General features: G+C 72.3%; 23 protein-coding genes. 13 read left to right on the forward strand and 10 right to left on the reverse strand.

Translation table 11 applies throughout. From position 1 onward, the window contains the following. The first annotated feature begins 257 nt into the window (after positions 1 to 257). Positions 258 to 2,672 (forward strand): GTPase-associated protein 1-related protein, encoded by a 2,415-nt coding sequence (locus AB0C82_RS08420; protein WP_362837688.1) that lies wholly within the window; start codon positions 258 to 260, stop codon positions 2,670 to 2,672. A gap of 854 nt (positions 2,673 to 3,526) precedes the next feature. Here AB0C82_RS08420 and AB0C82_RS08425 read toward each other — a convergent pair. Further along, the gene (locus tag AB0C82_RS08425) at positions 3,527 to 4,396 is read right to left on the reverse strand and encodes a peptidoglycan-binding protein (RefSeq protein ID WP_362837690.1); all 870 of its coding nucleotides are present in this window, start codon (positions 4,394 to 4,396) and stop codon (positions 3,527 to 3,529) included. A gap of 233 nt (positions 4,397 to 4,629) precedes the next feature. Here AB0C82_RS08425 and AB0C82_RS08430 point away from each other — a divergent pair, with 233 nt between their 5' ends. Beyond that, complete coding sequence (locus AB0C82_RS08430; protein WP_362837692.1) at positions 4,630 to 5,100, forward strand: hypothetical protein; 471 nt, start codon at positions 4,630 to 4,632, stop codon at positions 5,098 to 5,100. Positions 5,101 to 5,148: 48 nt separating this feature from the next. On the opposite strand, the gene msrB is transcribed toward AB0C82_RS08430, so the two are convergent. The 4 genes from msrB to AB0C82_RS08450 form a co-directional block, all read right to left on the reverse strand. Next, positions 5,149 to 5,556 carry a peptide-methionine (R)-S-oxide reductase MsrB gene (msrB, locus tag AB0C82_RS08435; protein WP_362837694.1) on the reverse strand — a complete coding sequence of 136 codons (408 nt, stop codon included), beginning with the start codon at positions 5,554 to 5,556 and terminating at the stop codon, positions 5,149 to 5,151. A 10-nt stretch (positions 5,557 to 5,566) separates the two neighbouring features. Continuing rightward, positions 5,567 to 6,961, reverse strand: a complete 1,395-nt coding sequence (gene murC, locus AB0C82_RS08440) for a UDP-N-acetylmuramate--L-alanine ligase (RefSeq protein WP_362837696.1) — start codon at positions 6,959 to 6,961, stop codon at positions 5,567 to 5,569. Positions 6,962 to 7,003: 42 nt separating this feature from the next. Next, positions 7,004 to 7,456, reverse strand: a complete 453-nt coding sequence (locus AB0C82_RS08445) for an indole-3-glycerol phosphate synthase (RefSeq protein WP_362837698.1) — start codon at positions 7,454 to 7,456, stop codon at positions 7,004 to 7,006. A gap of 227 nt (positions 7,457 to 7,683) precedes the next feature. Beyond that, positions 7,684 to 8,499: a pyrimidine reductase family protein gene (locus tag AB0C82_RS08450; RefSeq protein ID WP_362837700.1), complete on the reverse strand. Its 816-nt coding sequence runs from the start codon at positions 8,497 to 8,499 to the stop codon at positions 7,684 to 7,686. A 37-nt stretch (positions 8,500 to 8,536) separates the two neighbouring features. Here AB0C82_RS08450 and zapE point away from each other — a divergent pair, with 37 nt between their 5' ends. From zapE to AB0C82_RS08470, 4 genes are all read left to right on the forward strand, one after another. Next, positions 8,537 to 9,631, forward strand: coding sequence for a cell division protein ZapE (gene zapE / locus AB0C82_RS08455; RefSeq protein ID WP_362837702.1), 1,095 nt, complete (start codon positions 8,537 to 8,539; stop codon positions 9,629 to 9,631). An 86-nt stretch (positions 9,632 to 9,717) separates the two neighbouring features. Next, positions 9,718 to 10,143 carry an OsmC family protein gene (locus AB0C82_RS08460; protein ID WP_362837704.1) on the forward strand — a complete coding sequence of 142 codons (426 nt, stop codon included), beginning with the start codon at positions 9,718 to 9,720 and terminating at the stop codon, positions 10,141 to 10,143. A gap of 132 nt (positions 10,144 to 10,275) precedes the next feature. After that, the gene (locus AB0C82_RS08465; protein ID WP_362837706.1) at positions 10,276 to 11,652 is read left to right on the forward strand and encodes an alkaline phosphatase PhoX; all 1,377 of its coding nucleotides are present in this window, start codon (positions 10,276 to 10,278) and stop codon (positions 11,650 to 11,652) included. Positions 11,653 to 11,945: 293 nt separating this feature from the next. Then, a complete protein-coding gene (locus AB0C82_RS08470; RefSeq protein ID WP_362837708.1) occupies positions 11,946 to 12,815 on the forward strand; it encodes a polysaccharide deacetylase family protein in 870 nt (289 codons plus the stop codon). A 25-nt stretch (positions 12,816 to 12,840) separates the two neighbouring features. On the opposite strand, the gene AB0C82_RS08475 is transcribed toward AB0C82_RS08470, so the two are convergent. The 3 genes from AB0C82_RS08475 to AB0C82_RS08485 are packed head-to-tail and all read right to left on the reverse strand — an operon-like array spanning position 12,841 to position 15,496. After that, positions 12,841 to 13,044, reverse strand: a complete 204-nt coding sequence (locus tag AB0C82_RS08475) for a hypothetical protein (RefSeq protein WP_362837710.1) — start codon at positions 13,042 to 13,044, stop codon at positions 12,841 to 12,843. 14 nt (positions 13,045 to 13,058) lie between these two features. Further along, a complete protein-coding gene (locus AB0C82_RS08480; RefSeq protein ID WP_362837712.1) occupies positions 13,059 to 14,807 on the reverse strand; it encodes an ATP-binding cassette domain-containing protein in 1,749 nt (582 codons plus the stop codon). 11 nt (positions 14,808 to 14,818) lie between these two features. Beyond that, positions 14,819 to 15,496 (reverse strand): AIM24 family protein, encoded by a 678-nt coding sequence (locus AB0C82_RS08485; RefSeq protein WP_362837714.1) that lies wholly within the window; start codon positions 15,494 to 15,496, stop codon positions 14,819 to 14,821. An 84-nt stretch (positions 15,497 to 15,580) separates the two neighbouring features. On the opposite strand from AB0C82_RS08485, the gene AB0C82_RS08490 reads away from it, so the two are divergent. The 6 genes from AB0C82_RS08490 to AB0C82_RS08515 all read left to right on the forward strand — a co-directional run bounded on the left by AB0C82_RS08490 (position 15,581) and on the right by AB0C82_RS08515 (position 22,365). Continuing rightward, on the forward strand, positions 15,581 to 16,327 hold the full coding sequence (locus AB0C82_RS08490) for an aminoacyl-tRNA hydrolase (RefSeq protein ID WP_362837716.1): 747 nt from the start codon (positions 15,581 to 15,583) through the stop codon (positions 16,325 to 16,327). 130 nt (positions 16,328 to 16,457) lie between these two features. Then, positions 16,458 to 17,204, forward strand: a complete 747-nt coding sequence (locus AB0C82_RS08495) for a DUF4142 domain-containing protein (protein WP_362838394.1) — start codon at positions 16,458 to 16,460, stop codon at positions 17,202 to 17,204. Positions 17,205 to 17,318: 114 nt separating this feature from the next. Further along, on the forward strand, positions 17,319 to 18,677 hold the full coding sequence (locus AB0C82_RS08500; protein ID WP_362837717.1) for a DUF692 domain-containing protein: 1,359 nt from the start codon (positions 17,319 to 17,321) through the stop codon (positions 18,675 to 18,677). Between the two features lie 4 nt (positions 18,678 to 18,681). Next, complete coding sequence (locus AB0C82_RS08505) at positions 18,682 to 19,728, forward strand: TIGR04222 domain-containing membrane protein (RefSeq protein ID WP_362837719.1); 1,047 nt, start codon at positions 18,682 to 18,684, stop codon at positions 19,726 to 19,728. 103 nt (positions 19,729 to 19,831) lie between these two features. Beyond that, positions 19,832 to 20,626, forward strand: coding sequence for a TIGR04222 domain-containing membrane protein (locus AB0C82_RS08510; RefSeq protein WP_362837721.1), 795 nt, complete (start codon positions 19,832 to 19,834; stop codon positions 20,624 to 20,626). A 119-nt stretch (positions 20,627 to 20,745) separates the two neighbouring features. Next, a complete protein-coding gene (locus AB0C82_RS08515; RefSeq protein WP_362837723.1) occupies positions 20,746 to 22,365 on the forward strand; it encodes an alpha/beta hydrolase in 1,620 nt (539 codons plus the stop codon). 32 nt (positions 22,366 to 22,397) lie between these two features. Here the strand turns inward: AB0C82_RS08515 and hemQ are convergent, their stop codons facing one another. Next, positions 22,398 to 23,126: a hydrogen peroxide-dependent heme synthase gene (gene hemQ, locus AB0C82_RS08520; RefSeq protein WP_362837725.1), complete on the reverse strand. Its 729-nt coding sequence runs from the start codon at positions 23,124 to 23,126 to the stop codon at positions 22,398 to 22,400. 4 nt (positions 23,127 to 23,130) lie between these two features. Then, positions 23,131 to 24,606 (reverse strand): protoporphyrinogen oxidase, encoded by a 1,476-nt coding sequence (gene hemG, locus AB0C82_RS08525; RefSeq protein ID WP_362837727.1) that lies wholly within the window; start codon positions 24,604 to 24,606, stop codon positions 23,131 to 23,133. A 192-nt stretch (positions 24,607 to 24,798) separates the two neighbouring features. On the opposite strand from hemG, the gene AB0C82_RS08530 reads away from it, so the two are divergent. Further along, positions 24,799 to 25,719, forward strand: a complete 921-nt coding sequence (locus AB0C82_RS08530; RefSeq protein WP_362838396.1) for a DUF4349 domain-containing protein — start codon at positions 24,799 to 24,801, stop codon at positions 25,717 to 25,719. Positions 25,720 to 25,741 lie beyond the last annotated feature (22 nt).

The raw sequence follows: 25,741 nt of genomic DNA on the forward strand, positions 1-25,741 counted from the left end.
GTGGCCTCACGCGGACGCCGTAACTCCCGGACCGCCAACCCGGCAACCCGTACGCCGAGTCCCGAGCCCGGGCGAGTTCCGTCCCGGACGCCGCAAGGGCCTGAGCCCCCACATCGGTGCGCGTGCAGGGGCCTGAGCCCGCACATCAGTACGCCCCCTCTTGATAGCGTCGCCCCCACGGCTGCGGGACTTCTCCCCGCCCTCAGCCGTGGGGTGAATTCGGGGATGCTCGCGGCAGGGACGAAGAGGGCCGACGCATGAGCCTTGCACAGCTGCACTACACCTCCGCCGCGCCGGGGAGCGAGGCTTCGGGGGGACGGTTCACGGCGGTAGGTCCCGGGATCTCGGCGGCGATGCTCGACGAGATCGAGCCATTGATCGGATACGAGTTTCCGGTCGACGTGCCCTTCCTTCCCACCGATTCCCAACTGTGGTCGCTGCCGCAGGCGTTCAGTTTCAGTCTGCTGTCCGACGGCAGTCGGCTGCTCTGTCGCACGGTGCCCGTGCGCGGAGCGGGTTCGGCTCCCGTCAGGTTCCACTCCCACGCGGTGTATCTGCCGGTGGACGCACGGCTGACAGGCGGCCGGTTGCCGGTCGACGCGTGGAGGTCACCGCAGTGGGTGTCCGTGACGCCCGGCGGCGCGATACCCGATCCCCTGAGCAGCCTTCCGCCGGGGCACGGGGCGGTACGCGAAGGGCTGGGCGACTTCGCCGTCTCGCGCAGTCCGTGGCTCGCGTCCGTCTTCGCCGATATGCGCCGGGTCAGCGAGGAGAGCCCGCCGGTCTCGCCCGTCGTGCTCGTCGAGCGGCAGAGCGCGGACGTGGCACGGTGGATCGCGCTGGCCGGTGCCGCGCTGCCTCGGGAGAGTGCGGAGCGGCTGACCTTCACGACGTACACCCGGAAGCCCGGATCCTCGCCGCACCGGGTGGTAGGTCTACTTCCGGCTGACGCAGGCGAGTTGGAAGGCAGCGGGCTCCGTGTGCACACATGCACGGGGGTCAGGCCGCAGATGGCTTCCGGGGACGCCTGGGCCGAGACCGCCGCCCGGATCTGGCGCAGTCGCGCGCCCGAGCTGTTCCGTGAGGCGGAAGGGCTGCCCGGGGATCCCTTCGCCGCCGGTCCGCTCGCCGTGACCGCCCTGTGCGCGGGAATCGCGCTCGGCGCCGACGAGCGCGCCGCCGCCGCCGACTGGGCCGCCGAACGGCCGTACGCGCTGGACGCCAAGCAGACGCGGCAGCTGGTGGAGGCACTGACATCACCCGGCGTCGACGACAGGTCCGGGGCCGAATTCGATGCTGTGGGAAGGCTGTTCGGCGCTCTCGACGGACGCTCGCCGGTCACGACGACCGTGCCGCTGGCGGCCATGCTGGTCACGGAAGCGGTGCGCGGAGGGAACGGTTCGCTGGAGCTGCCCGGGCGCTCCGCGTTCGCGGGTCCGGACGGCGAGGCGATCGGGACGGTGCTCGGCCCCGAGATCCTCGCGGAGCTGAGTACGCCCGCGATCAGCGGGGATGTGGCGCGCACGGTGCAGTTGCTGCGGGTGGCGAGGCTGCTGGACGTGGACTGCGCGGAGTTCCTTCCCACGATCGTAGGGCGGTTGGCGCCCGCGCTGCTGGCGGAGGACGATCCGGAGTTCGGACCGGCCCTGCTGGAGTTGCTGGACGAGCAGTTCGACGTGCGGACGGCGCTGCTCGGGGCGCTGGACCGGCTCGCGCCCGACGATCCCGGTTCGGTGGAGCGGTTGCTGGGCCGGGTGACGCTGCCGTTCACCGGGACTCAGGCGCTGCCGCATCTGCGCATGTGCGCCGAGGCGGCCGGGGCACGGGCCACGCTGGGCGGCGACCGGGCGGCCGAGTGGCACCGGGTGCTGCGTGCGGCCGGGCTCTCACCGTTCGCCGAGCCGATGGTGCTGCGTACCGCCGCCGGGCTGGTGTGGGGGGACCGCGCGCCGACTGCCGGAGAGGCGCGGTTGCTGCTCGACGCGGCCACGTCGGACGCGCACCGGACGGCCGGGACGTGGGCGCGGCTGGTCGACGCGGCGCTCGCGGCGTCTTCGGACGACGACGAGGCGGCCGCCCTCTCCCACGACCTGCTGCGCGGCTTCCCGCAGGAGATCGAAGGTCGGGTGCGGGGGGCGCTGCTGCTGTTGGACTTCGCGCGCGAGGTGGGTTCCGGGGTGGCCGGCGAGGGATGGGTGGAGCGGGCCAGGGCGCTGTGCGCGCAGGCCGAGCCGGTCGAACCGGCCGTCCGCGAGAGGGCGTTCGGCGCCCTGGCCGTACGGCTGCTCGCCCACGACCGTCCGGAGGCGGAGCTGTACGCGTTCGTTCACAGTGAGGACACCGACCTGGTGGCGGCGTACGACCGCGCGGCCCGTACGGAAGGCGTCGCCCAGCGTCTGCGGACCGACCCCGTCTACACGGCCGACTGCTTCGGCGTGTGGACCGCGTACCCGCACGCGGGCCCGGCGTGGAACACCGTGGCCGACTCCCTGCTGCGCGAGGTGCTGCGCCCCGCCGTGCGTACGCTCGCGCCCGCCCGGCTCAAAGAGGTCGAGCAGGCCGTGGAGAGCGCGGGCAGCAGCGGCCGGGCGGACGCGTTCCGGGCGTGGAACCGGCCGAGCACGCTCGGACGGCTCGGCCGACGGATCTCGGGGCGGGTTCGGCGGGGCTGAGCCGCAGGGCCGCGAAGGCGTTCGGACCGCGCGGTGCGGAGCGTGGAACGGGACGTGGGCGTCCTTCGCGTGGGGTAAGTGGGACGAGGCGGGGCGGCGGGTCCGGGGCTTGGGACGGTCGCGGGCAGGGAAGCCACTACGGTGCCGGCGGACAGGAGGAAGGCCGCCGCGCTCTTCTCAAGAGTGACGGCCGGGACGATGGGCGACGGTCGCGGGCACGAGAGGCCACTACGGTGCCGGCGGACCGGTGACGGCCGCCGGCGCCCTCCTCCGGAGTGACGGCCGCCGCACTCTCCTCAAGACTGTCCAGGCAAGATCGTTTACGCGCGTCCGGCAGGAGTCACCACCCGAGCGACTGGCCGCTGTACGGGTACGGGAATGCACCGCGACCTCGCGGCGGGAGTGGGACGAACCGGTCGGGAGTACGGCCACGGGCGCCTGAAGCCTTGCCCCGAAAGGGACTTGGGGACCACTACGCCGATGCGGTGAGCTTCCCTCCCCGGCCATGACTCCCGTGTGTCCCGGAGCCGGCGGGCCGCGATGTATGTACTTTTTCACTGCGCTTGATGATCTTGGTGTGGCCGTCCCCCCGGTCCCGCCCGCGCCCGCTTTCCCCTGCCGACCCACGGCCCGCTCCCACGGGTCGCGCGTCACCCACGGCCTTCCCACAGGCCGGTCCCCGCTTCACCCCCACCCCCGATCGCCTGGAGTCCCATGCGTATCCGTCCCTCGCCCGCCCGCCCCGCTCCGCTGGAAGCCCTGCCGCCAGCAGCGAGTGGCCCTCCCGGTCGATGATCCGTCCTCGGTCGCCGGGCGGGCTCTCCAGCCCGTCCGGCGACCGAGGAAGTGGCGTGTCAGACGTTGGGCACCTTGAGCTTGTCCCAGCTCGACCTGCCCGGGATGCCGTCCGCGTCGCTCCCCGAGAAGCCGAGCTTCCGCTGCCACGCGGCGTACGACTCGCGGTCGGCCTCCGACCAGGCCGGGCCGGGACCGACCTCGTAGCGTCCGCAGCCCTGCGCCACCAGCCTTCTGCCCATGGCCGTGATGACGGGGCTGCGACGGCCCACCTGGAAGAACGCGGCTCCGGGGAACGGTTCGTACGTCGCCGGGGGCTTCGGCGGGCCGTCGGGGCTGCCGCCCAGACGTGCCTTGATCCGGGTGCGCATCGAGTCCATCGTGAATCCGCGGGGGTCGATCTTCCCCGGCTGCCACTCCTTGTGGCCGATCACCGAGCGGTACGTCCAGCCGTGAGCCCGGCAGAGCGCGGCCGACGCCTTCTCGATGGCTTCCAGCTGCGCGGCCGGCCACGGGTCCTCGCCGTCGCCGAGGTTGACGCACTCGAAGCCGTAGAAGGAGCGGTTGCCGTCGGTGTTCGCCTCGTTGTCGGCCGGCAGGGCCGATTCGTCGATCACCGCGCGCAGGACGTCGTCGTCGCCGAGCCCCGCGTGGTTGGTCCGGCCGTGGCCGACCAGGTACACAGAGCCGTCCTTGGCGATCACACCGTGGCACAGCGGACCCGGCAGGGTCGAGTGACCGTCGTAGCAGAGGTCCACGGAACTCTGGGTGCCGGAGGTCACGGTGTGATGGATCATCACACCGTGCACGGGCCCCCACGGTCCCTTGTGATTGCGGTTGTGCGTGCGCCAGCTCCGGTGCTCGACGACGCGCAGACCTTCGTCCCGGAGAGCCTTGAGCAGTCGGTCGGCGGACAGAGGAGTTGCCATCGCGGTGTTCCCTTCCCAGGTGACGCTTCAGTACGCGCGCCGTTCCCCGTCGTCCTGCCCACCCGGCCGAGGGACCGAACCGGCTGCGGCGAGGGTCTCCGGCCCGTGGCCTCCGTTCCGGTCCCCGGGCGGGCGGGCCCGCGGCAGCTGGATCGCCGCCTGTTCGTTGGCGTACCGTAGGAGGAACGATTTCGTGGGCCTCCTGGCGGGCTGCGTATACCCAGGAGGAACACATGACGACCAACCGTGGACGCAAGGACGTGATCCGGGACCGGATGGCGGCGACCGGCGAGTCGTACAACGTCGCGGCCCGCAATCTGAAGGCCATGAAGGACATGGGCGCCACCCGGGACGCCCTTCTCGTCCAGCACTGGCTCCCGGCCGACTCCTTCGACGTCCCCTGCCCGTGCGGCGGGACCTGTGAGCCCGGCGAGACGTGCGACCGCTGCCACGCCCGGCACCGTCATGTGAAGCGGTACCCGGGCAGCGTCACGGACGTCGAGACCTGGGCCGACCGTTACGAGTGCACCGGCTGCTCGTCGTCGTACACCATCACCGTTCAGCTGCCCGGCCGCCCGTGGGGCGTCGCCGAGACGGTCATCCAGGGCGGGTCGGCGGAAGCCGTCGTCCGGGCGCGGGTCTTCCCGCGCGTCGTGCATCCCCTGCTGCGTCCCGAAACCCCCGCGGCCCCCGAAGAGGACTGACTCCGGGGGCTGCGGAGGGCTTCCCGGGGGAACCGGGAAGCGGTGGGCTCAGCTCTCGTCGGGCGCCAGCGTCAGCGAGATCGAGTTGATGCAGTACCGCTGGTCGGTGGGCGTCGGGTACCCCTCGCCCTCGAAGACGTGGCCCATGTGCGAACCGCAGCGGGCACAGCGCACCTCGGTGCGGACCATGCCGTGGCTGCTGTCCCGGATCAGCTCGACCGCGTCCGTGTCCTTCGGGTCGAAGAAGGACGGCCAGCCGCAGTGCGAGTCGAACTTGGCGTCCGAGCGGAACAGCTCGGCGCCGCACGCCCGGCAGGAGTAGACGCCCTCGGTCTTGGTGTCGGTGTACTCGCCCCGGAAGGCGGGCTCGGTGCCGGCCTGGCGCAGCACCGCGTACTCGGCGGGGGACAGCTCCGCCCGCCACTGCTCGTCCGGCTTCTCGATCTCGTACGCCACGGTGGCTCCCTCAGCTCGACAGGTGGTCCAGGATCTGCGGGCCGAGGTCCGTGACGTCGCCCGCCCCCATGGTGAGAACGAGGTCGCCGGGCTTCGCCATTCCCGCGACGACCTCGGGGATCCTCGCCTGGTCGTGGACCGCGACGACGTCGGCTCCCGCGGCCTTCGCCGCGTCGACGATCAGGGCGCTCGTGATGCCCGGGACCGGGTCCTCGCGGGCCGGGTAGATGTCCAGGACCACCGAGGCGTCGGCGAGCGCGAGGGCCTGGCCCATCTCGGCGCCGAGCTCCTGGGTGCGGGAGAACAGGTGGGGCTGGAAGACGACGAGCAGGCGGGCGTCGGACGCGGCGCCGCGCATGGCTTCGAGGTCGGCGGTCATCTCGGTCGGGTGGTGCGCGTACGAGTCGATGACCTGGACGCCGGCCGCCTCGCCCTTGAGCTGGAGGCGGCGCTTGACCCCGGTGTACTTGCCGAGGGCGGAGGCGAGGTTGTGGGCCGGGATACCGAGGGCCACACCTGCGGCCAGGGCCGCCACCGCGTTGTGGGCGTAGTGGCTGCCGGGCACGGAGACGGTGAAGGTGAGGTACTTCCCGTTCAGGACGACCGTGACCTCGCTGGTCAGACCGCGCGGGGTGACCTTGTGGACGCGCACGTCGGCTGTCGGCGCGGAACCGTAGGTGACGACGTTGAGGGTGGAGATGTCGCGGACCCGCTGGACCAGCTCGACGGCGCCCGCCTGGTCCGCGGAGACGACCAGGGTGCCGCCGGGGACGATCTTGCCGACGAAGGTCTCGAACGAGTCGTAGATCTCGTCCATCGAGGCGTAGTTCGCGTGGTGGTCCAGCTCGACGTTGAGGACGATCGCGACCTCGGGGTCGTACTTCTGGAAGCTGCGGTCGCTCTCGTCCGCCTCGGCGACGAAGATCTCGCCTTCGCCGTGCGCGGCGTTGGTGCCGGGGCCCTCCAGGTCGCCGCCGATGGCGTACGAGGGGTGGAGGCCGAGCTCGGTCAGGGCGACGGCGAGCATCGACGTGGTGGTCGTCTTGCCGTGCGTGCCGGCGACGGCGATCGCGCGCAGGCCCTCCATGAGGGAGGCGAGCGCGTCGGAGCGGTGCACGACGGGGACCGACAGCTCGGCGGCGCGGACCAGCTCGGGGTTGTCGGAGCGGATGGCGCTGGAGACGACCACACAGGTGGCGTCGTCGGCCAGATGACCGGCGGCGTGCCCGATGTGGACGGTCACCCCCAGCGCCCGCAGCGCCTCCGCGGTGGCGGACTCCTTGGAATCGCTGCCCGCCACCTTCGCGCCCCGCTGGGCGAGGATCTTCGCGATGCCCGACATCCCGGCGCCGCCGATGCCGATGAAGTGCGGCCGTTCAAGGGCGGCAGGAATTCCGGGTGCCATGCGGGTGTCTCCCAGGGTCGATGCTAGTAACGGTCCCCCAGCCTATTCGCTGTGCGCGAAGAGCTTGAGCACCGGTACGCCGACCTTGTGACGGGCCCGGGAAGCCCAGTCGCGGTGGAAGAACTCCTCCACGTAGTGCGGGGCGGTCAGGACGATGACCTCGTCCGCGCTCGCCTCGTCGACGACGGTCTTCAGCTTGTCGAGGGGGTGGTCCTCGACCACCTGTCCGACCGCGTCGGAGCCGGCCTTGCGGAGTGCCTGGAGCGTGAATTCGAGAGCCAGTTCGGCGGGCTCACGGGCCTCCTTGCCCTCCGGTTCCTCGCCCTCGCGGGTCGCTTCCTTCAGCTCGCCGATCGCCACGTCGTCGATCGCGCGCAAAAGTACGTCGGCCTGGTCGCCCCGCGGCTGCATCAGTACGACGAACGAGGTCCGCTCCTCACCGTGGAGGGTGGTGACGAACTCCACGTCCTCCTGGGAGAGGGGCTTCTCGATCATCAAAACGCTTGTGAACACGACAGGCGCCCTTCCGCTTCGTCTCATCGACCGTGACGGTCGCTGCTGAAACCATCCTTCCCCGCGATCGCACGGGGTCTGCAGAAGTAAGTGTGCCCACCGGAAGCTAACCGGAACGGGAAATTCCGTTACTTGTCAGAACTCGTGTCAACACGTACCGCGACCCCGGACCGGAGCAGCGGCCCGCGGGCCGTGCGCCGGGCCGCGTATCAGCGGGAGCGGTCGCGTCGGTACCGGGTGAAGAGGAAGCCGTCCTCCTCCAGCATCGACGTCAAGGCGAATCGTTCCGGCATGCCCACCGAAGGGCCCCCCGCGATCCGCTGCGCGTCTCCGGCGGACAGCATCGGGGACACGGTCAGACAGAGCTCGTCCAGCGCGTCGGCCGCCACGAACTGACCGAGCAGCCGGGGACCGCCCTCCGTCAGCATCCGCTTCAGCCCGAGGGCAGCCAGCTCGCGTACGGCGCGCTCGGGCGCGACCACACCGCCCTCACCTGCGACGACGACCTTTACACCGGCGCGCTCCGCCTCCTGGACCCGGTCGGAGGGGGCGCCCGCGCCGGTCAGCACGAGAGTCGGGACGAGGGGCGAGGTGAACAGCGGGAGCGAGAAGTCCAGGTTCAGGCTCGCGCTCACCACGGCGATCGAGGGGGCGACGCCCTGTCCCGCCGCCGCGCGCCGCGCCGCGAAGGCATCCCGTGCCCTGGCCGGGCGGTAGCCCTCCAGGCGCACGGTCTCCGCGCCGACCACCACCACGTCGGCCAGTCCCCGCAGCGTGCCGAAGATCCGCATGTCGCTCGCGCAGGAGATGCCCTGGGAGCGGCCGTCGTGCTGGGCCGCGCCGTCGAGGGTGGACACCATGTTGGCGCGCAGCCAGGGGCCGTCCCCCGCGGGATAGGCGTAGGCGTCGGCCAGCCGGTCGAGACTCCACTCGCCGCCGTCGGCCGCGGCCTCGGGGGCGGTCGCGCCGGCCACCCGGCCGGTCTCGTCGGTTGTCAGGTCCGTCACAGGGAGCAGGCGTCGCATACGAAGCAGTCTGGCATGGCGCCTAAGCTGGCGTGTTGTGTCGTCATCCACCGCCGTTCCGGGGCAGAGCCCCATAGCTGAAGCGGCCCCGCTGTCCCTGTGCGCCCGTGAGCCGCGCGTTCCCGCCGACCGTCTGGTCGCCGAGATGGTGCCGCCACCGCGCTTCGATTCGGTGCGCTTCGAGACGTACGTGCCCGACCCGAACCAGCCGAGCCAGACCGAAGCGGTCCGTGTGCTGAGCGGGTTCGCGGGCGGCCTCGGCGGTGCGCATGCCACGGGGGCCGGCAAACGGAAGTGGTTCAGCAGGAAGGCGCCCGCCGCTCCGGCGGGGCCACGCGGGGTCTACCTCGACGGTGGTTACGGGGTCGGCAAGACCCATCTGCTGGCCTCCCTCTGGCACGCCACGCCCGCGGCCCCTTCGCTGAAGGCGTTCGGGACGTTCGTCGAGCTGACCAATCTCGTCGGCGCGCTCGGCTTCCAGCAGACCGTGCAGACCCTCGGCGGACACCGGCTGCTCTGCATCGACGAATTCGAGCTCGACGACCCGGGCGACACCGTACTGGTCTCCTCACTGCTCAGCCGGCTGGTCGAGGCGGGGGTCGCGCTGGCCGCCACCTCCAACACGCTGCCCGGCAAGCTCGGCGAGGGCCGCTTCGCGTCCGCCGACTTCCTCCGCGAGATCCAGGGCCTCTCCTCGCACTTCCGGCCGCTGCGGATCGACGGTGAGGACTACCGCCACCGCGGGCTGCCCGAGGCCCCGCCGCCGTACTCCGACGAGCAGGTCACCAAGGGCGCGTACGCCACACCGGGCGCCGCCCTCGACGACTTCCCCGGCCTGCTCGAACACCTGGCCCGGGTCCACCCGAGCCGGTACGGGGCCATGACGGACGGCATCAGCGCGGTCTGCCTCACCGGCGTGGAGCCGGTGCCGGACCAGTCGACGGCGCTGCGGCTCGTCGTCCTCGCCGACCGGCTCTACGACCGGGAGGTTCCGGTGCTCGCCTCGGGGCTCCCCTTCGACAAGCTGTTCAGCGACGAGATGCTGAACGGCGGGTACCGGAAGAAGTACTTCCGGGCCATCTCCCGTCTCACGGCCCTGGCGCGCGACGCAAAGGGACTGGTGGCGCAGTAGGTTCGGGGGCGTACCACCGAACGGGGCACCTCCGGGGGCCTCGTACGTCCTGTATCACCGCGCACACCGTTTGAAGGGATTCCAGCATGGCTACCACGCGTCAGGCGCACACGGTCTGGGAAGGCAATCTGCTCGAGGGCGGGGGCGTCGTCACCTTCGACTCCTCCGGCATCGGCGAGTACCCGGTCTCCTGGCCGTCGCGCGCGGAGAAGGCGAACGGCAAGACCAGCCCGGAGGAACTCATCGCCGCGGCGCACTCCAGCTGCTTCTCCATGGCGCTCTCCAACGGTCTGGCCAAGGCCGGCAACCCGCCGACCCGGCTGAACACCCAGGCCGAGGTGACCTTCCAGCCCGGCACGGGCATCACCGGCATCCACCTCACCGTCCAGGGCGAGGTGCCCGGTCTGGATGAGGCGGGCTTCGTGAAGGCCGCCGAGGACGCCAAGGCGAACTGCCCGGTCAGCCAGGCGCTGACGGGCACGACGATCACGCTTTCCGCTTCCCTGGCCTGATCTCAGGTGGCCCCAGGGCCACTTGCGGCACCGTCGCCACCACGAGGCACAGTGGCCCGCATGGTTCCCGCGCGGCAACACGCGTGGTACACACATGCGGGTCACACCTGTCCGCCAACAGGGAGTTGCCTCATGTCCTCAGCAGCACGACGCCCCGCGACCCGCCGCCAGGTCCTGGCCGGCACCGGCGCAGCCGCCGTCTCGGTCGCCTTCACCGGAGCGTTCTCCGAACTCTTCGCGGGCACCTCCGCCGCCGTCGGCCACAGCGGCTACGGCCCCCTCGTCCCCGATCCGGACGGTCTGCTCGACCTGCCGAAGGGCTTTCGCTACCGGGTGCTCTCCCGCCAGGGCGACGAGCTCCGTTCGGGCGAGGGCCTCGTACCCGGCAACCACGACGGGATGGCCGCCTTCCGGGGCAACCGCGGCCGGGTCCACCTGGTACGCAATCACGAGAACCGCGCCACCGCCGCGCTCGCGGTCCCCACGGTCGACGGCCTCACCTACGACCCCATGGGCAAGGGCGGCTGCACGGCCCTGGAGCTCGACAGCCGCAACACGGTCCTCGGCGAGCGCGTCGCCATCGCCGGTACGGCGGTGAACTGCGCCGGTGGCCCCACCCCCTGGAACACCTGGCTCACCTGCGAGGAGACCGAGGACAAGGCCGGCACGAACGGCTACACCAAGGACCACGGCTTCGTCTTCGAGGTGGACGGCGCCGATCCGCGCCGCACCGGAGCCGTACCCCTCACCGCGATGGGCCGCTTCCAGCACGAAGCCGTCGCCATCGATCCGCGCTGCGGAATCGTGTACGAGACGGAGGACGCGTTCCAACGGCCGTTCGGGCTCTTCTACCGCTTCCTGCCCGAGAAGCCGCTCGGCGGGCGCGGTTCGCTGCGGGCCGGTGGCGCGCTGGAGGCCATGCGGGTGCCGGGCGTGCCCGACCTCTCCGCCATCCAGGACACCGGGGCGTCGTTCGACGGGGTCGAGTGGGTGCCCGTGCCCGATCCGCTGGCCGCCGAGACCCCGATCCGGCTCCAGGACTTCGGCCCCAAGGGCATTACGCACGCCCAGAAGCTCGAAGGCTGCTACTGGGGCGGGTCGTCGGTCTACTTCGTATCCAGCTTCGCGCGCCGGTCCGAGGGCTCGTCGGGCGACCACTACGGCCAGGTGTGGCGGTACGACCCGCAGCGACGCCGTCTCACGCTGGTGGTCGTCTTCGGTCCGGACACGGACATCCAGCTGCCCGGCGAATCCCCCGACAACATCTGTCTGGCACCCGACGGCGGGCTGATGGTCTGCGAGGACGGCAACGGGGCCCAGTACGTACTGGGGGTGACCCGCCGGGGCGAGGTCTACACGATGGCGCGCGGCCGGCAGAACACGGGGACGCCGGAGGAGCCGGAGTGGGGCGAATTCGCCGGATCCACCTTCTCGCCGGACGGTCTGACGATGTATCTGAACTGCTACACGCCCGGAACGACCTTCGCCGTGACGGGACCATGGCGATGACCGCCTGACCTGAGCCGGACCGGCGGCGGGGCCGGGAGCGGACGCAACCGACGTTGCTCACCGCTGCCAGGGCCTTCCGCCGGTTCCGGCCCGGAGCCGCCGGACAGCGTGCGGCACGGGCCGGGGACGGCCGGGCACCCGGCCCCCGGGTCAGTCGGTGACGGATCCGGAGCATCCGAGAAGCGCCGCGCGGCGCACGGGCGCCGCTCACGGCACACCACTCGGCGATCAGTTACGTTCCGAGAGTGACCAAATCCGTACGGAAAATCACATTTGCGGCCATTTTTGGAGCGGTGATCGGGAGCGGCCTCTTCGGATGCGGCAGCCCGGGGGCCGCCCGTACCGAGACCCTTCGGGCCACGACCCACGCGCCGACCCACGCCCCGCCCGCGGCGTCCTCCGCTCCCGCCGGCGCCCTCGCCTCACCGCCTACCGGGCGCAAGGCGCCCACGATGGCGCCCGGGCCGGCCGGCCTGACCCCGGTCTTCACGCGCGGCCCGCGCGGGAGCGGCGACAGCGCACGGTCCCGCGACAAGCTCGTGGCCCTCACCTTCGACGCGGACATGACCGCGGACCAGGGGCCCCGCGCCGCTTCCGGCGAGCGCTTCGACAACCCGGAACTGATCGCTTCGCTGCGCCGGCTGAAGGTGCCGTCGACGGTCTTCATGACCGGTCGGTGGGCGCGGGAGTACCCGGCGCAGGCCAGGGCGATCGGCACCGATCCGCTGTTCGAGATCGCCAACCACTCATACCGGCACTACGCCTACACGTCCCCCTGCTACGGCCTGCCGGTCATCGACGAGGCGGACATGCGCGACGACGTGCGGCGCGCCTTCGCCGCGTTCCGGGAAGCGGGGGCGCGCAATGTGGTGCCGTACTTCCGCTTCCCCGGCGGCTGCTACGACGAGACGGCCCTGCGCACGCTTGCGTCGGAGAAGGTGACGGCGGTGCAGTGGGACGTCGTCAGCGGTGACGCGTTCGCGAAGGACGCCGACGCGGTGGCCGAGCAGGTGCTGGCAGGGGTGACACCGGGTTCGCTGGTGGTCATGCACTGCACGCGCAGCGCGGCACCGGTGACCGAAGAGGCCGTCGAGCGGGTGGTGCCGGAGCTGCGCGCGCGTGGCTACCGGTTCGTGAAGGTCTCCGAGCTGATGCGGAGCTGACGCGTGGGCCGGCCCCGCACACCGCTCAACCGGAGCAGGCGGTGCGCTCCGCTTCCCGCCACTCGCACACCGGACACAGGGTGATGCCCTTGGTCGACTCCGGATACTCGGTCGGCTCGCGGCACAGTACGCACTCCGCGAACGGAGGACCGGTGTCCGTGTCCGTGTCCGTGTCCGTGTCCCTGGTCTCCGGCTTCGGCGCGGGGGGCCCGCAGTACGAATCGTCCATACGTACGAGGGTAGTCACTCGCGCACCGAAGTGAGCCGGCAGACGAGAGCCGCCGCTCCCGCCGCGATCACGAGGGCTCCGGCCGACGGCAGGCCCAGCGGGGGCACCGTCCCGGACAGTGATCCGGAGACGAGCCCGGCCACCGCGTGCTTCGCCGGTGAACCACTGGTCACCAGCGCGAGCAGGACCCCCATGGCGGTGAGGACCACCGACCAGCCAAGCCGGTGCAGCACCGGCCGCGTGCCGAGCGCCCCTACCGTCGCCCCCGTCAGCACACAGCACACCGTTGCGAGCAGCCCGGCCGTCCAGGCTGCGGGCAGCGGCACGGCGGTGCCGTCGGAACCCGCGGGTTCGCTGATCAGCAGGACGACCGAGGCGGCGACGACGCCAAGGACGAGCGCCCACGCCACGGCGGCGAGCAGCATGCAGAGGTGGGCACGCGGCCGTCCGACGGCGGCGGCCACGACGGCGCGCGCGGCGGGCGGTTCCTGCGTGGCGCAGAGCCGGACGAACCATGCGGTGACCGGCACCATCCCGGCGGCGGCGTACCCGAGGGAGTCGAGGACGGGCTGGCCTGACCGGACTCCCACGCCGAGGAAGGCCACGTAGAGGAGGAGGGGGGCGAGCCAGCGCTGCGAGCGCAGGAGGTGGGCGGACTCGTAGCGGACGAGGGCCGCCGCGGCCCGGCCAGGCACCCCGCCGCGCACGGGCGGCCGGGCGCGCACCGGTACGTCGGGCGCGGGGGCAGGGCCGAAGGTCGGCACCGAAACGGGATCGGAGTCGAGGCCGGGCGCCGGAGCGGCATCGCGGTCCGGCGCGAGCGCCGGGGCGGGAACCCGCTCCGGGACAGGACCCCGCTGCGAGGCGCGGCCCGGCTTCGGGGCAGGGGCCGGCGGGGCTGCTCCCCGCTCCGGAGCTTGGCCCGGCCCCGGGGGTTCGCTCCCGGCGGGTGCCACGTGCCGGATGTGCCACGGCCGGGGCGCCGTGAGGAGCGTACGCAGGAGGGCGTCCGAGTCGGCCGCCGGCACCGTGAGGCGCACGGTCGCCGCTTCGGGGCCACGCTCCAGCACGGGGGTGCCCGGGAGGCCCGGCGGCAGGACGGTGTCCGGTGGGCCCGTCGCCTCGATGCGGACGCGGGGGCCGGTGGGCCGCCGGATGGCGCGGACCGTCACCGGGGTGAGCGCGCGGCCGTCGAACCCGTAGGCGAGGTCGACCGAACCGGCCAGCCGGTGCGGGTCGTGGTCGACGAAGACGACGGTCGCCCCTGCCTCGACCCGCTCGGCGACGGCCCGGTCCAGTTCCTCCCGTGCCACGGGGTCCAGGCCCGTCCACGCCTCGTCCAGCACGAGCAGTCCGGGGTCCGCCATCAGCGCGTGCGCGACGGCCACCTTCTGGCTGGTGCCCTTGGAGAGCTCCGCGAGGGGCGTACGGGCGTCGGTTTCGGCCCCGAACCGCGTCAGCCACATCTGCGCCCGAGCCGCCGCCTCCCCGGTCCGCAGGCCGTGGACACGGCCGAGGTGGACGAGAAGGCCTGCCGCCGTGAACGGCAGGGCGGCAGGGAATCGCTCGGGGACGTACGCCGTACGCGGCACCCGGCCGGTGACCCGGCCCTCGCTAGGGGCGTCGATCCCGGCGAGCAGCCGCAACAGGGTCGATTTGCCGGTGCCGTTGGCGCCCTCGATCCGGACCAGGGCACGCGCGGGCAGATCCATGTCGACCCCGCGCAGGACCCAGGGGCCGCCGAGTCCGTACCGGCGGCCCACGCCTCGCAGATTCAGTTGGCCGACGCCTTCTCGGGCTTGACCTCGCTCGGCCGTACGATCACGAACCCTTCGCCCTGGAGCATCAGTTGGGCGGCCTCCCCCGAGCCGCCGCGCACCATCGAGCCGAAGCTCTGCGAGCGGTGCAGGGACGTGGTGAGCCGCTCGCTCCAGCCGACGACCGCGTCGGTGTCGACGTACACCGGCTGCGCCGCCGTCACGGGGATCACCAGCGGATCGCCCTCACATATCAGCCCGAGCTTCCCGTAGCCGCTGAAGACGCTGTTGAAGAGGCCACCGCCGGTCATGCCGGCCCCCTTCACCGTCTTTATCTCGTACGCCAGCGTGGCGTCGAAGCACAGGACGTTGCGGCCGTTCACGGTCAGGACGTCGCCCTGTTCGATCTCCACGATGAAACAGTTCGCCGCCTCGTGGGCGAACCACGCCTCGCCCTGGCCACGGACCGCCATGAGCGGCAGTCCCTCGCCGGTGACCGCGCGCTTGAGCATTCCGCCGATGCCCTGGCCCTTGCGCTCGAACTGAAGACTGCCGCGGAAGGCGATCATGGAGCCCTGGCGTGCGTGCATCTCACCGTTGACGGCGTACATGATGGACTTGCTGTTCTGCAGGGTCATTCCGGGGACGGTGGCAGGCTGGACCATGTGCTCGCTGGAAAAGAGATCGCTCTTCATGCCGAGCATCCTCACCCGGAGCCTTTCGTTCCGCCAAGAAGTTCCCCGAGAAGGGGCGGGCGGGGCGCCTGGCAGACTGGGCGGGTGAGCAGCAACGACATCTTCGCGTCCGATTCCCCCGCCGTGCCCGTCCCCACGGACAGCCCCTTCCTGACGGAGCCGACCGTCCGGGACGAGGCGCCGCAGTTCGTCCTGCCGCTGGTGGTGCACATCGAGAAGACGGCGCCCCCGGCCCGTACGGACGCCCTGCGGACCGCCGCGCGTGCCGTGCTCACGATCCTCTCCGACGAACGCTCGCTCGACGACGGCGAGTGGGCGCAGCTCATGCGGGACTGGCAGGACGCCCGGATCCGCAAGGTGGTGCGCCGGGCCCGCGGCGCGGAGTGGCGCAAGGCGTCCGCACTGCCCGGGATCACGGTCACCGGCGACAGCGCCGAGGTGCGGGTCTTCCCGCCGGTGCCGCTGGACGGCTGGCCGAAGGAGCTGGCCAAGCTCCAGGTGTCGGGCACCGACCTCGACGACCCGGAGCCCCCGGCCGCGCCCGGCCCGGACGGTCCGGTGCTCTGGCTCAACCCCGACGTCGACATGTCGGCGGGCAAGACCATGGCCCAGGCGGGACACGGCGCCCAGCTGGCCTGGTGGGAACTCTCGGAGACCGAGCGCGAGGCCTGGCGCGAGGCGGGCTTCCCCCTGTCGGTGGCCACCCCGGACCCGGCCCGCTGGCGGGAACTCACGGCGAGCGGCCTGCCGGTGGTGCGGGACGCCGGGTTCACCGAGATCGCGCCGGGCTCCTGCACGGTGGTCGCCGACCATCCCGCGCTGCGCCGCTGACTGAACATCCCTGCGCACACTTACGTACCTCCCGGTACTGCCCCACCGGCATTACTGCCAAGTAGCCTGCACACCGAATCAGTTGGCGGTTGATTCGACGCAGTCACGCATCGGCCCGGGAGACACCTTGTTGCGACGTATCAACGGAACGGCCCTCATCATCGCGGCACTTGTCGCCACGCTCGGCGCGCTCGCCTTCCCCGTGTGGTCGTACGCCGACCGCTCGGGCACGGGCGAGGCCAACCTCAACGCGTCGAGCGTCGCCACCCAGTGGGGGCCGCTCTCCGCGACCGACCGGGACTTCCTGGTCAAGGTGCGGCTCGCCGGGCTGTGGGAGCTGCCCGCCGGGCAGCAGGCGATCCAGCGGGCCCCGAGCGAGGCGACGAAGGCCGCCGGGGACCACCTCGTCGTGGGGCACACCGATCTGGACCGGCGGGCCAGGGACGTGGCGGCCAAGCTCGGGATGGAACTGCCGAACCAGCCGACCGCCCAGCAGCAGGCCTGGTTGCAGGAGCTCACCGCGGCGAGCGGCGAGGAGTACGAGCGGAAGTTCGCCAACATCCTGCGGGCCGCGCATGGCAAGGTGTTCGCTCTGATCGCCCAGGTGCGGCACACCACCCGCAACTCGCTGATACGGCAGCTGGCCTCCGACGCCAATCAGACGGTGCTCGACCACATCACCATGCTGGAGGGCACCGGGTTCGTCGACTTCGACCGCCTGGCACGCGAGGCCGCGGGCGCGTCGACCGCCAGCCCCTCGGGCCCGTCCGTGCCCTCCGGCGCGGATGTGCCGCAGGTCCCGGTGCCGGTCACACCCACCGGGGACCAGTCGTTCACCTCCCGCCCCGTGCCCCCCACGATGATGCCGATGCCCTGACGGGCTCAGGCCCGCCAGGAACCTCAAATCAACCTCTGAACGTCCCCCTGTTCGGATTCAGCACCGCCCGCCGGGGCCATCACCCCTGCACGAAGCGGAACTGGGGGGACACGTATGAGGCTGGGAATCGGGATCGGCTGGCGGCCGGAGATAGCGGACGCCGTGGCGGCGCTGCCCGGCATCGACTGGGTCGAGGCGGTCGCGGAGAACATCTGCACCGGCCATCCGCCGGAGGCTCTGATGCGGCTGAGGGAGCTCGGCGTCACGGTCGTGCCGCACGGCGTCTCCCTCGGGCTCGGCGGCGCGGACCGGCCGGATCCCGGGCGGCTCGCGGATCTGGCGGCGCGGGCCACGCTGCTCGGTGCGCCCCTGGTGACGGAGCACATCGCGTTCGTACGCGGCGGGGGGCCGCTCACCGCTTCGCCGAGGCTCGAAGCGGGCCACCTGCTGCCGGTGCCCCGCACCTGGGACGCCCTGGACGTCCTGTGCGAGAACGTACGGATCGCGCAGGACTCGCTGCCCGTGCCGCTGGCTCTGGAGAACATCGCCGCGCTGATCTCCTGGCCTGACGAGGAGATGACCGAGGGGCAGTTCCTCGCCGAACTGGTCGAGCGCACCGGGGTCCGGCTGCTGATCGACGTCGCCAACCTGCACACCAATCACGTCAATCGCGGCGAGGACCCGGTCAAGGCGCTCGACGAGCTGCCCGTCGAGGCCATCGCGTACGTCCACGTGGCGGGCGGCGTCCAGAAGGACGGCGTGTGGCACGACACGCACGCGCACCCCGTGACGCGGCCCGTGCTCGACATCCTCACCGCGCTGCGCTCCCGGGTCGACCCGCCCGGCGTGCTGCTGGAGCGCGACGACGACTTCCCGCCCGCGGCCGAGCTGGCGGGCGAGCTGACGACGATCCGCGCGACGCTGGAGGCCGCGGCGGCCTCGTCCGGCGACGGCGGGGCACGACCTGAGACCGTACGGCCCGAAACCGTACGACCCGAAGCCGCGCGGCCCGGGACCGTACGACCCGGGACCGTACGACCCGAGCGGACCGCCGCCCCGGTCGTGGGCGCGCGGGACCGCAGCGCCGTCGCGCAGACGGCCCTGCTCTCGGCGCTCGTCGCCGGCACACCCGCGCCGGAGGGCTTCGACCACCGGCGGCTCGGGGTGCAGAGCCGCGCCCTCGCCTCGAAGCGGGCCGGTGTCGTCGCGAAGGTGGCCCCCGAACTCCCCGAGATCCTCGGCGACGGCTACCGCCGCGCGTTCGTCGACTACGCGAGGACCCACCCGATGACCGACGGGTACCGTCGCGACGCGGTGGACTTCGCGGAGCAGCTGCTGATCGACGGACTCCCGGCGGACAACGCGGCCCGGCGCCGGCTGACCCGCTGGTGGCAGCAGTGCGTCGATCCGCGTCCGCCCCGCCGTTCCGTCCGACTCGTCCGTGCGGCCCGTGCCGCTCTCGTGGGGAAGTGACCCGATGAACGTTCTCGCCATCCTGCTCAACCTCGCCGTGATCACCACATCGGTCCTCCTCATCGCCCGCGCCGTCGCCGCCGGCCGCCCTGTCGCCGGAGCCGACAGCCAGATCCACGACCTCTACGAGGCGGCGTTCCTCAACGGCGGCCCGGCCAGAGTGGTGGACACCGCGCTGACCGCCATGCAGTCGGACGGGCGGCTGGCCATCGGCGGTCCGGGCATCGTCGCCGTCCTGCGCGCCGAAGCCCATGACCCGGTGGAGCGGGCCGTGCTCCAGGAGACCGCCGCGGCCCCCAGCGGCGCACTGCACACACTCCGGGCGGCAGTGATGCGTCACCCCGCCGTCCAGGAGACCGGCGACGGGCTCGCGGCGCGCGGGCTGCTCGTCGCACCTGCGACGAACCGCCCGCTCCGCGTACGGGCGCTCGTCCAGGGGTTCGCCTGCCTGCTGGCCCTGCCGGTCTGTTTCGTGCTCACCGTCGTCCAGTACGGCCTGCACGAGGGCTACGCGGACACCCCCCTCCCCTTCATCGTCAAGGTGCTTCCCGCGCTTCTGCTCGGCGGCCTCGTCGGGATCGTCGTGGCCTCGGCAACCGGGAGGAGGATCACGAAGGCCGGCCGGCGGGCGGCCGACAGCCACCGGGCCGCGTACGCCCACCGGATGACCCCGGCGCTCCTGGTCGCCACCATGGGGCTGCGCGCGCTGCCCGATCCCGCACTCCAGGCGCAGCTCATCGCCGCAGCCAGGATCCGGACCACCGGGCGAGGCGGGTCGTCGGGGACCACGGACTCCTCGGTCTCCGCGGCACTCCTCGTGCCCACGGTGTGGTGCTCCGGGGCGGGCGGCGCGAGCTGCGGGAGTTCCAGCGGGGGCGGCGGTGGCGGAGGCGGCGGCGGCTGCAGTTCGGGCGGCGGAGGCGGCTGCAGTTCGGGCTCCTCCTGCGGCAGCAGCGGCGGAGGCGGCGGGTCCAGCTGCGGCAGCAGCTCAGGCGGTTCCAGCTGCGGCAGCAGCTCAGGCGGTTCCAGCTGCGGCAGCAGCAGCTCCTGAGCACCGACCGGATCGGGCCACGCGTACCGGTGGCTGGACGGTGTTTCGTCCACATCATGGACGAGGCATGGCGCGGCGGGTCCCGCTCGCATAGAACTCCGGCATGTTCTGGGTCCTGTTCCTGCTGGTCGCGTGGGCCGCGGCGGCCATGTCATGCATCCGCCTCTGCCTCGCCACCGCGGCGGCGGCGCCTCCGGCCGCCGCGGCGCCGGAACCCGCGCGCCACGCGCTGAATCTGTACGAGACGGCGTTCCTGGCCGGAGGCCCCCACCGGGTCGCCGATCTGGCGCTCGTCTCCATGCATCTGCGGCGGCGGCTGCTGCTCGCCCACACCGGGTGGGCGACCGTCGTCGATCCGGAGGGCCGCGACGAGGTCGAACGCACCGTCATACGGGCCATCGGGCCGGGGGGTCAGTCCCGGATAGCTCCGATACGGGCCGCTGCGGCCGCCACCGACGCCGTACGCGGCCTCGCCGACCGGCTCGTCGCCGCCGGACTCGCCGTACCGCACGGGACCCGCTCGGGCGTCGCCTCGGCGGCGCGCGCGGTGCGCGCTTCGGCCGTTCTCGTCGTGCTGCTGGCCGGTGCCGCGGTGCTCCTTCCCGGCCCGGGGCCCGACGGTTCGGGCCCGGTGGTGGCCTGGTTCGGGCTGCCGCTCGTGCTCACGCTGGGGTGCCTCGCGATCGCCCGCGTCGAGAACCAGCCGTACAGCCCGTGGGCCTCGCCCTCCGGGCAGCAGTGGCTCGACTCCCTGCCCGCCCCGGTGTCGGGCGCCGACCGTGACCTGCTGGCCGCGGTGGCCGTACAGGGCGCGCGCGCCGTCGAGGACCCCGCGCTGCGCGCGGCCCTGACGGGTCGTCGCACGGGCTGGTCGGCCCATCCGGGGCATTACCTGTGACATCGCGGTGCGGTGCTTTACATCGCTGATCACCCGCCCGACCATCCTCCTTCGGCTTCACGGGCCCCACCGGACGCACCGACCGCATCGGTCGCACCGGCCGCAGGAAGGGAACGCGTGTGAGAAGTGCAGCGCTGTACGGAACGATCGCGTGCGTGGCCCTGACGCTCGTCTCCGCCCTCGCCGCCACACCCGCCACGGCCTTCGGCCGCGCCACACCCGCTTACGCCGACGACGCCGAGGCCCGGGGCACCGAGCTCGCGGCGGCCCGCGCCGCTGCCGCCGGGATCGCGTTCGGGCCATGCCCCGAGGAGGAGATGCTGCCCGGGTCCCTCCGGTGCGGCACCGTCTCCGTCCCGCTGGACTACGCGGCGCCGTACGGCCGTCAGATCGAACTCGTCGTCAGCCGCGCCCTGGCGAGCGGCGACGCGGACGAACACCAGGGTGCGTTCGTCTACAACCCGGGCGGTCCCGGCGCCTCCAGCATCACCTTCCCGCTGGTCGGTGAACTGCCCGAGTGGAAGAAGATCGCTCGTGCGTACGACATCGTGGGCTACGCGCCGCGTGGGGTAACCCCCTCGGCCCCGCTCTCCTGCCAGGACCCCGCCGAGTTCGCCGAGGCGCCCGCCGACCTGCCGGCGCACCCCTCCCCCGCGTACAAGGAGCGGCGCGCGGAGCGGGCGAAGGCGTACGCGGAAGGCTGCGCGCGGAACGCCGGTCCCGCGCTGCGGCACTACACCTCCCTCAACAACGCCCGCGATCTGGACGTGCTGCGGGCGGCGCTGGGTGAGCGGAAGCTGACGTTCATGGGCGCCTCGTACGGCACGTACTTCGGGGCGGTGTACGCCACCCTGTTCCCGTCGCACGTGCGGCGCATGGTCTTCGACTCGGCCGTGGATCCGGCCCCGGGCCAGATCTGGTACCGCTCGAACCTCGACCAGTCCCTGGCCTTCGAGTCCCGCTGGGAGGACTTCCGCGACTGGGTCGCCGAGCACGACGCGGTCTACCACCTGGGGACCGACGCCGAGGGGGTGCGGCGGAGTTACGAGTCCGTGCGCAGGGCCGTGGCCGAGCGTCCAGCGGGTGGGAAGGTCGGGCCTGCGCAGCTGCACTCCGCGCTTCTCGGCGCCGTGTACTACGACGACTACTGGGCGATGCGGGCGACGGCGCTCTCGGAGTACGTGCGCGGCAATCCGAAGCCCCTGGCCGACCAGGCCTCACCCCGAGCGGCGGCGGCGCGGGACAACGAGAACGCCAACGCGGTCTACACCGCGGTCCAGTGCAACGACGCGCCGTGGCCCGCTGACTGGCGGGTGTGGGACCGCGACCACACGGCGGTCGCCCGCATCGCCCCGTTCGGGACCTGGGCCAACGCCTGGGTGAATCTGCCGTGCGCCCACTGGCCCGCGCCCCGGCAGGAGCCCGTCGACGTCGGTACGGAGTGGGGCGAGCTGCCTCGGGTCCTGATCCTGGCGGCGGAACGCGACGCCGCGACCCCGTACGAGGGGGCGCTCGCCCTTCAGCGGCGGCTGCGCGGCGCGGCGCTCGTGACGGAGCGGGGCGCCGGTTCGCACGGCGTGGGCGGCTCCACGAACACCTGCGTCAACAAGCATCTGGAGACGTACCTGCTGACTGGGAGAACGCCGGTGCGGCGCGCGGACTGCGCGCCGCACCGGGAGCCGAACCCGGTGTCGCTGGAACGAGGGGCGGGGCGGGAAACGCCGGTGCCCACCGTCTGATCTTCCGGGTTGGGGTGGTCGGGAACCGCCGGCTACGCGAGCCCGGCCACCAGGTCTGCGACCGACTTGCGGCGGCCGGTGTAGAACGGGACCTCTTCGCGGACGTGGAGCCGCGCCTCGGAGGCACGCAGGTGACGCATGAGGTCGACGATGCGGTAGAGCTCGTCGGCCTCGAACGCGAGGAGCCACTCGTAGTCACCGAGGGAGAAGGAGGCGACGGTGTTGGCGCGGACGTCCGGGTAGCCGCGGGCCATCTTGCCGTGGTCCGCGAGCATCCGGCGGCGGTCCTCGTCCGGCAGCAGGTACCAGTCGTAGGAGCGCACGAAGGGATAGACGCTGATGTAGTTGCGCGGCGTCTCGTCGGCCAGGAAGGCCGGGATGTGCGACTTGTTGAACTCTGCGGGGCGGTGCAGCGCCATGTTCGACCAGACCGGCTCCAGGGCGCGGCCCAGCTTGGTGCGCCGGAAGAGGTTGTACGCCTCCTGGAGCTCGTCGGAGGTCTCGGCGTGCCACCAGATCATGAGGTCGGCGTCGGCACGCAGCCCGGACACGTCGTACGTGCCGCGCACGGTGATGTCCTTCGCCGCGAGCTGGTCGAACAGCTCCTGGACCTCGTCGGCGTAGCCGGCGCGGTCCAGCGGCAGCACGTCGCGCAGCTTGAAGACCGACCACAGGGTGTAGCGGATGACCTCGTTGAGGTCCTTCGCCTTCTTGCCTGCGTTCGGGGCCTTGCTTGATGTCGCAGTCTCAGCAGCACTCATACGGCTATTGTCCCGCCTCGCTCCGAGTGCCCTGAACCAGGGGTGGGGTGTCGATGATCTCCCCGGTGAAGGAGCGGGCGATCTCGTCCGCCGCGCGGTGGGCGCTCGCGACGCAGGCGGGGATGCCGACACCGTCGTACGCCGCCCCGCAGACCCGCAGGCCCTGCAGTTTGCCGACCTCCTCGCGGATGCGCGCTACGCGGGTGAGGTGGCCGACCGGGTATTGCGGGAGGCCGCCGATCCACCGGGTGACGTCGGTGTCGACGGGCTTCGCCGCGAGCCCGGTCGCGTCCGCGAGGTCGCTCAGGGACACGTCGACGAGCTCGGAGTCCTCGCGGTGGATGTGGTCCTCCTCGCCGTACCTGCCGACGGACGTGCGCAGGACGAACAGGCCGGGCGCGGAGTCCGCCACCCACTGCCACTTGTTGCTGGAGAAGGTGGACGCCTTGATCGTGCGGCCGTCGACCGGTGGCACGAGGAAGCCGGAGCGTGCCCGGAGCGCCTCGGTCGCCGCGATGTCGGCGCGCCGGAACGCCAGGGTGACGAGGGCCATGGAGGCGTACTCGACCCCGGCCAGTTCGGCGGAGGCGGCCGGGGACTCGGCGGCGAGCAGGGTGGAGGCGGACCAAGCGGGGGTGGCCAGGACGATTCCGTCGGCGGTGATCACCCGGGTGTCGGTGCGGACGTCCCAGCCCGTGGCGGTCCTGGTCAGGCCGAGGACGGGCGTACGGGTGAGGATCTCGGCCCCTCCGGCGCGTACGGCGTCGGCGACGGCTTCGGGAAGGCTGCCCACGCCGCCGTCGATCCCCTGGAAGACCGGTCCTGTCCGCTGCTGGGCGGCGGCCCTCTCCTGGGCCCGCCGTACGCCGTCGAGCAGCGAGCCGCCCTCCTTCACCACGTCGAAGAGCTGCGGGACGGCGGCCCTCATCGAGATCCGGTAGGCGTCGCCCGCGTAGACCCCGCCGAGGAGCGGTTCCACGAGCCGGTCGACGACCTCGCGGCCGAGCCGGTCCGCGACGTAGGCGCCCACGGCGACGTCCTCGCCGACGGGTGTGGGCGTGAGGTCGCGTTCCTCGGCGATCCGGGCGAGACCCTCGGGCGAGAGCACCCCGACCAGCGCCGCCGGGTCGCCGGGGACGCCCATGAGGTGGCCCTTGGGCATGGGCCGCAGCGCGTCGCGGGTCCACAGCGACGCGGTGGCGGTGGCGGGCGGCTGGAGACGGTCACCGAGCCCGACCGCCCTGGCCAGTTCGACCGCCTCGGGGCGGCGCGCGAGCATCGACTCCGCGCCGAGGTCGACCCGCGTACCCGCGATCTCGCCCGTCATGAGCTTGCCGCCGACGCGGTCCGTCGCCTCCAGGAGCGTGACCCGCAGCCCGGTGGCGAGCAGCCGGTGCGCGGCGGCCAGACCGGCGATGCCACCGCCGACGACGACGACATGACCCGTGCGCGTGTTCACGCGCTGATGAGAACCCTGCATGGGACCACTCTCTCAAACCCGTACCGAGTCCCGACCGTGACCGCTTCGAAACCGCCGACAGGCAACCCGCACCGGGTGCCGCACGTCGAACCGGCAACGTCAACCACCAGCCTGGGGGGACCAGTTATGGACACCGAGCGACCGATGGACCGACCACTCACTTCGGCACTTCCCGTCCGGCGCGTGCGGCGGATGCGGCACACCGGTGCGGCGCTGGCGGCGGGGACGCTCGCCACGCTGCTGGCCGTCGGCGGCTGCGCCGCCGGTGCCGACGACTCCGCGAGTTCCCAGGACAAGGGCATGGCACAGTCCGACGCGAAGGAGGCGGGCGCCGGGGCGGCGGACAGGGCCGGGGGGAATTCCGCGGACGGCTCCAAGAGCGCGGACAGGACCGGCAAGCCGGCGGCGGTCACCGCTCACGTCATCCGCACGGCGACGCTGTTCGTCGAGGTGAAGAACGTACCGAAGGCGGTCGCGTCGGCCCGGGCCACGGCGGAGGGCGCCGGGGGGCACGTATCGAACGAGACGACGGAGCGGATCGACGACGAGCACGAGACCTCGCACCTCGTGCTGCGCGTGCCCGAGGACCGCTACCAGGACGTCCTGCGGAGTCTCGCGGGCTCCGGGAAGCTGCTGTCGCGCACCTCGAACGCGAAGGACGTCACCGAGGAGGTCATCGACGTCGAGAGCCGGATCGCCACCCAGAAGGCGAGCGTCACCCGGGTCCGGAAGCTGATGGACCAGGCCGAGAAGATCTCGGACGTGGTCACGCTGGAAGGTGAACTGAGCAGCCGTCAGGCAACCTTGGAGTCGCTCCTCGCCCGGCAGGCCAACCTGAGGGACCGCACCTCGATGGCGACGGTCACGCTGGAGCTGGTGGAACCGGACTCCCCGGTCGCCAAGCAGCACGACGACGACTCGGGCTTCCTGGACGCGCTGGGCGGAGGCTGGGACGCGTTCGTGACGATGCTGCGCTGGATCGCCATGGCGATCGGGGCCTCGGCCCCGTTCCTGGCGGTGGCGGCGATCGCCCTGCTGGTCTGGCGCCGCCTGCGCCGCCGCAACGGGAAGAACCCGGCCGCGGCCCCCGGACCGAGCCCGTCGGGCGAGTAGCCCCGCGGCGGGGCCGAAGGCC

The organism is Streptomyces sp. NPDC048560, from assembly GCF_040650955.1.
GTDB lineage: Bacteria > Actinomycetota > Actinomycetes > Streptomycetales > Streptomycetaceae > Streptomyces.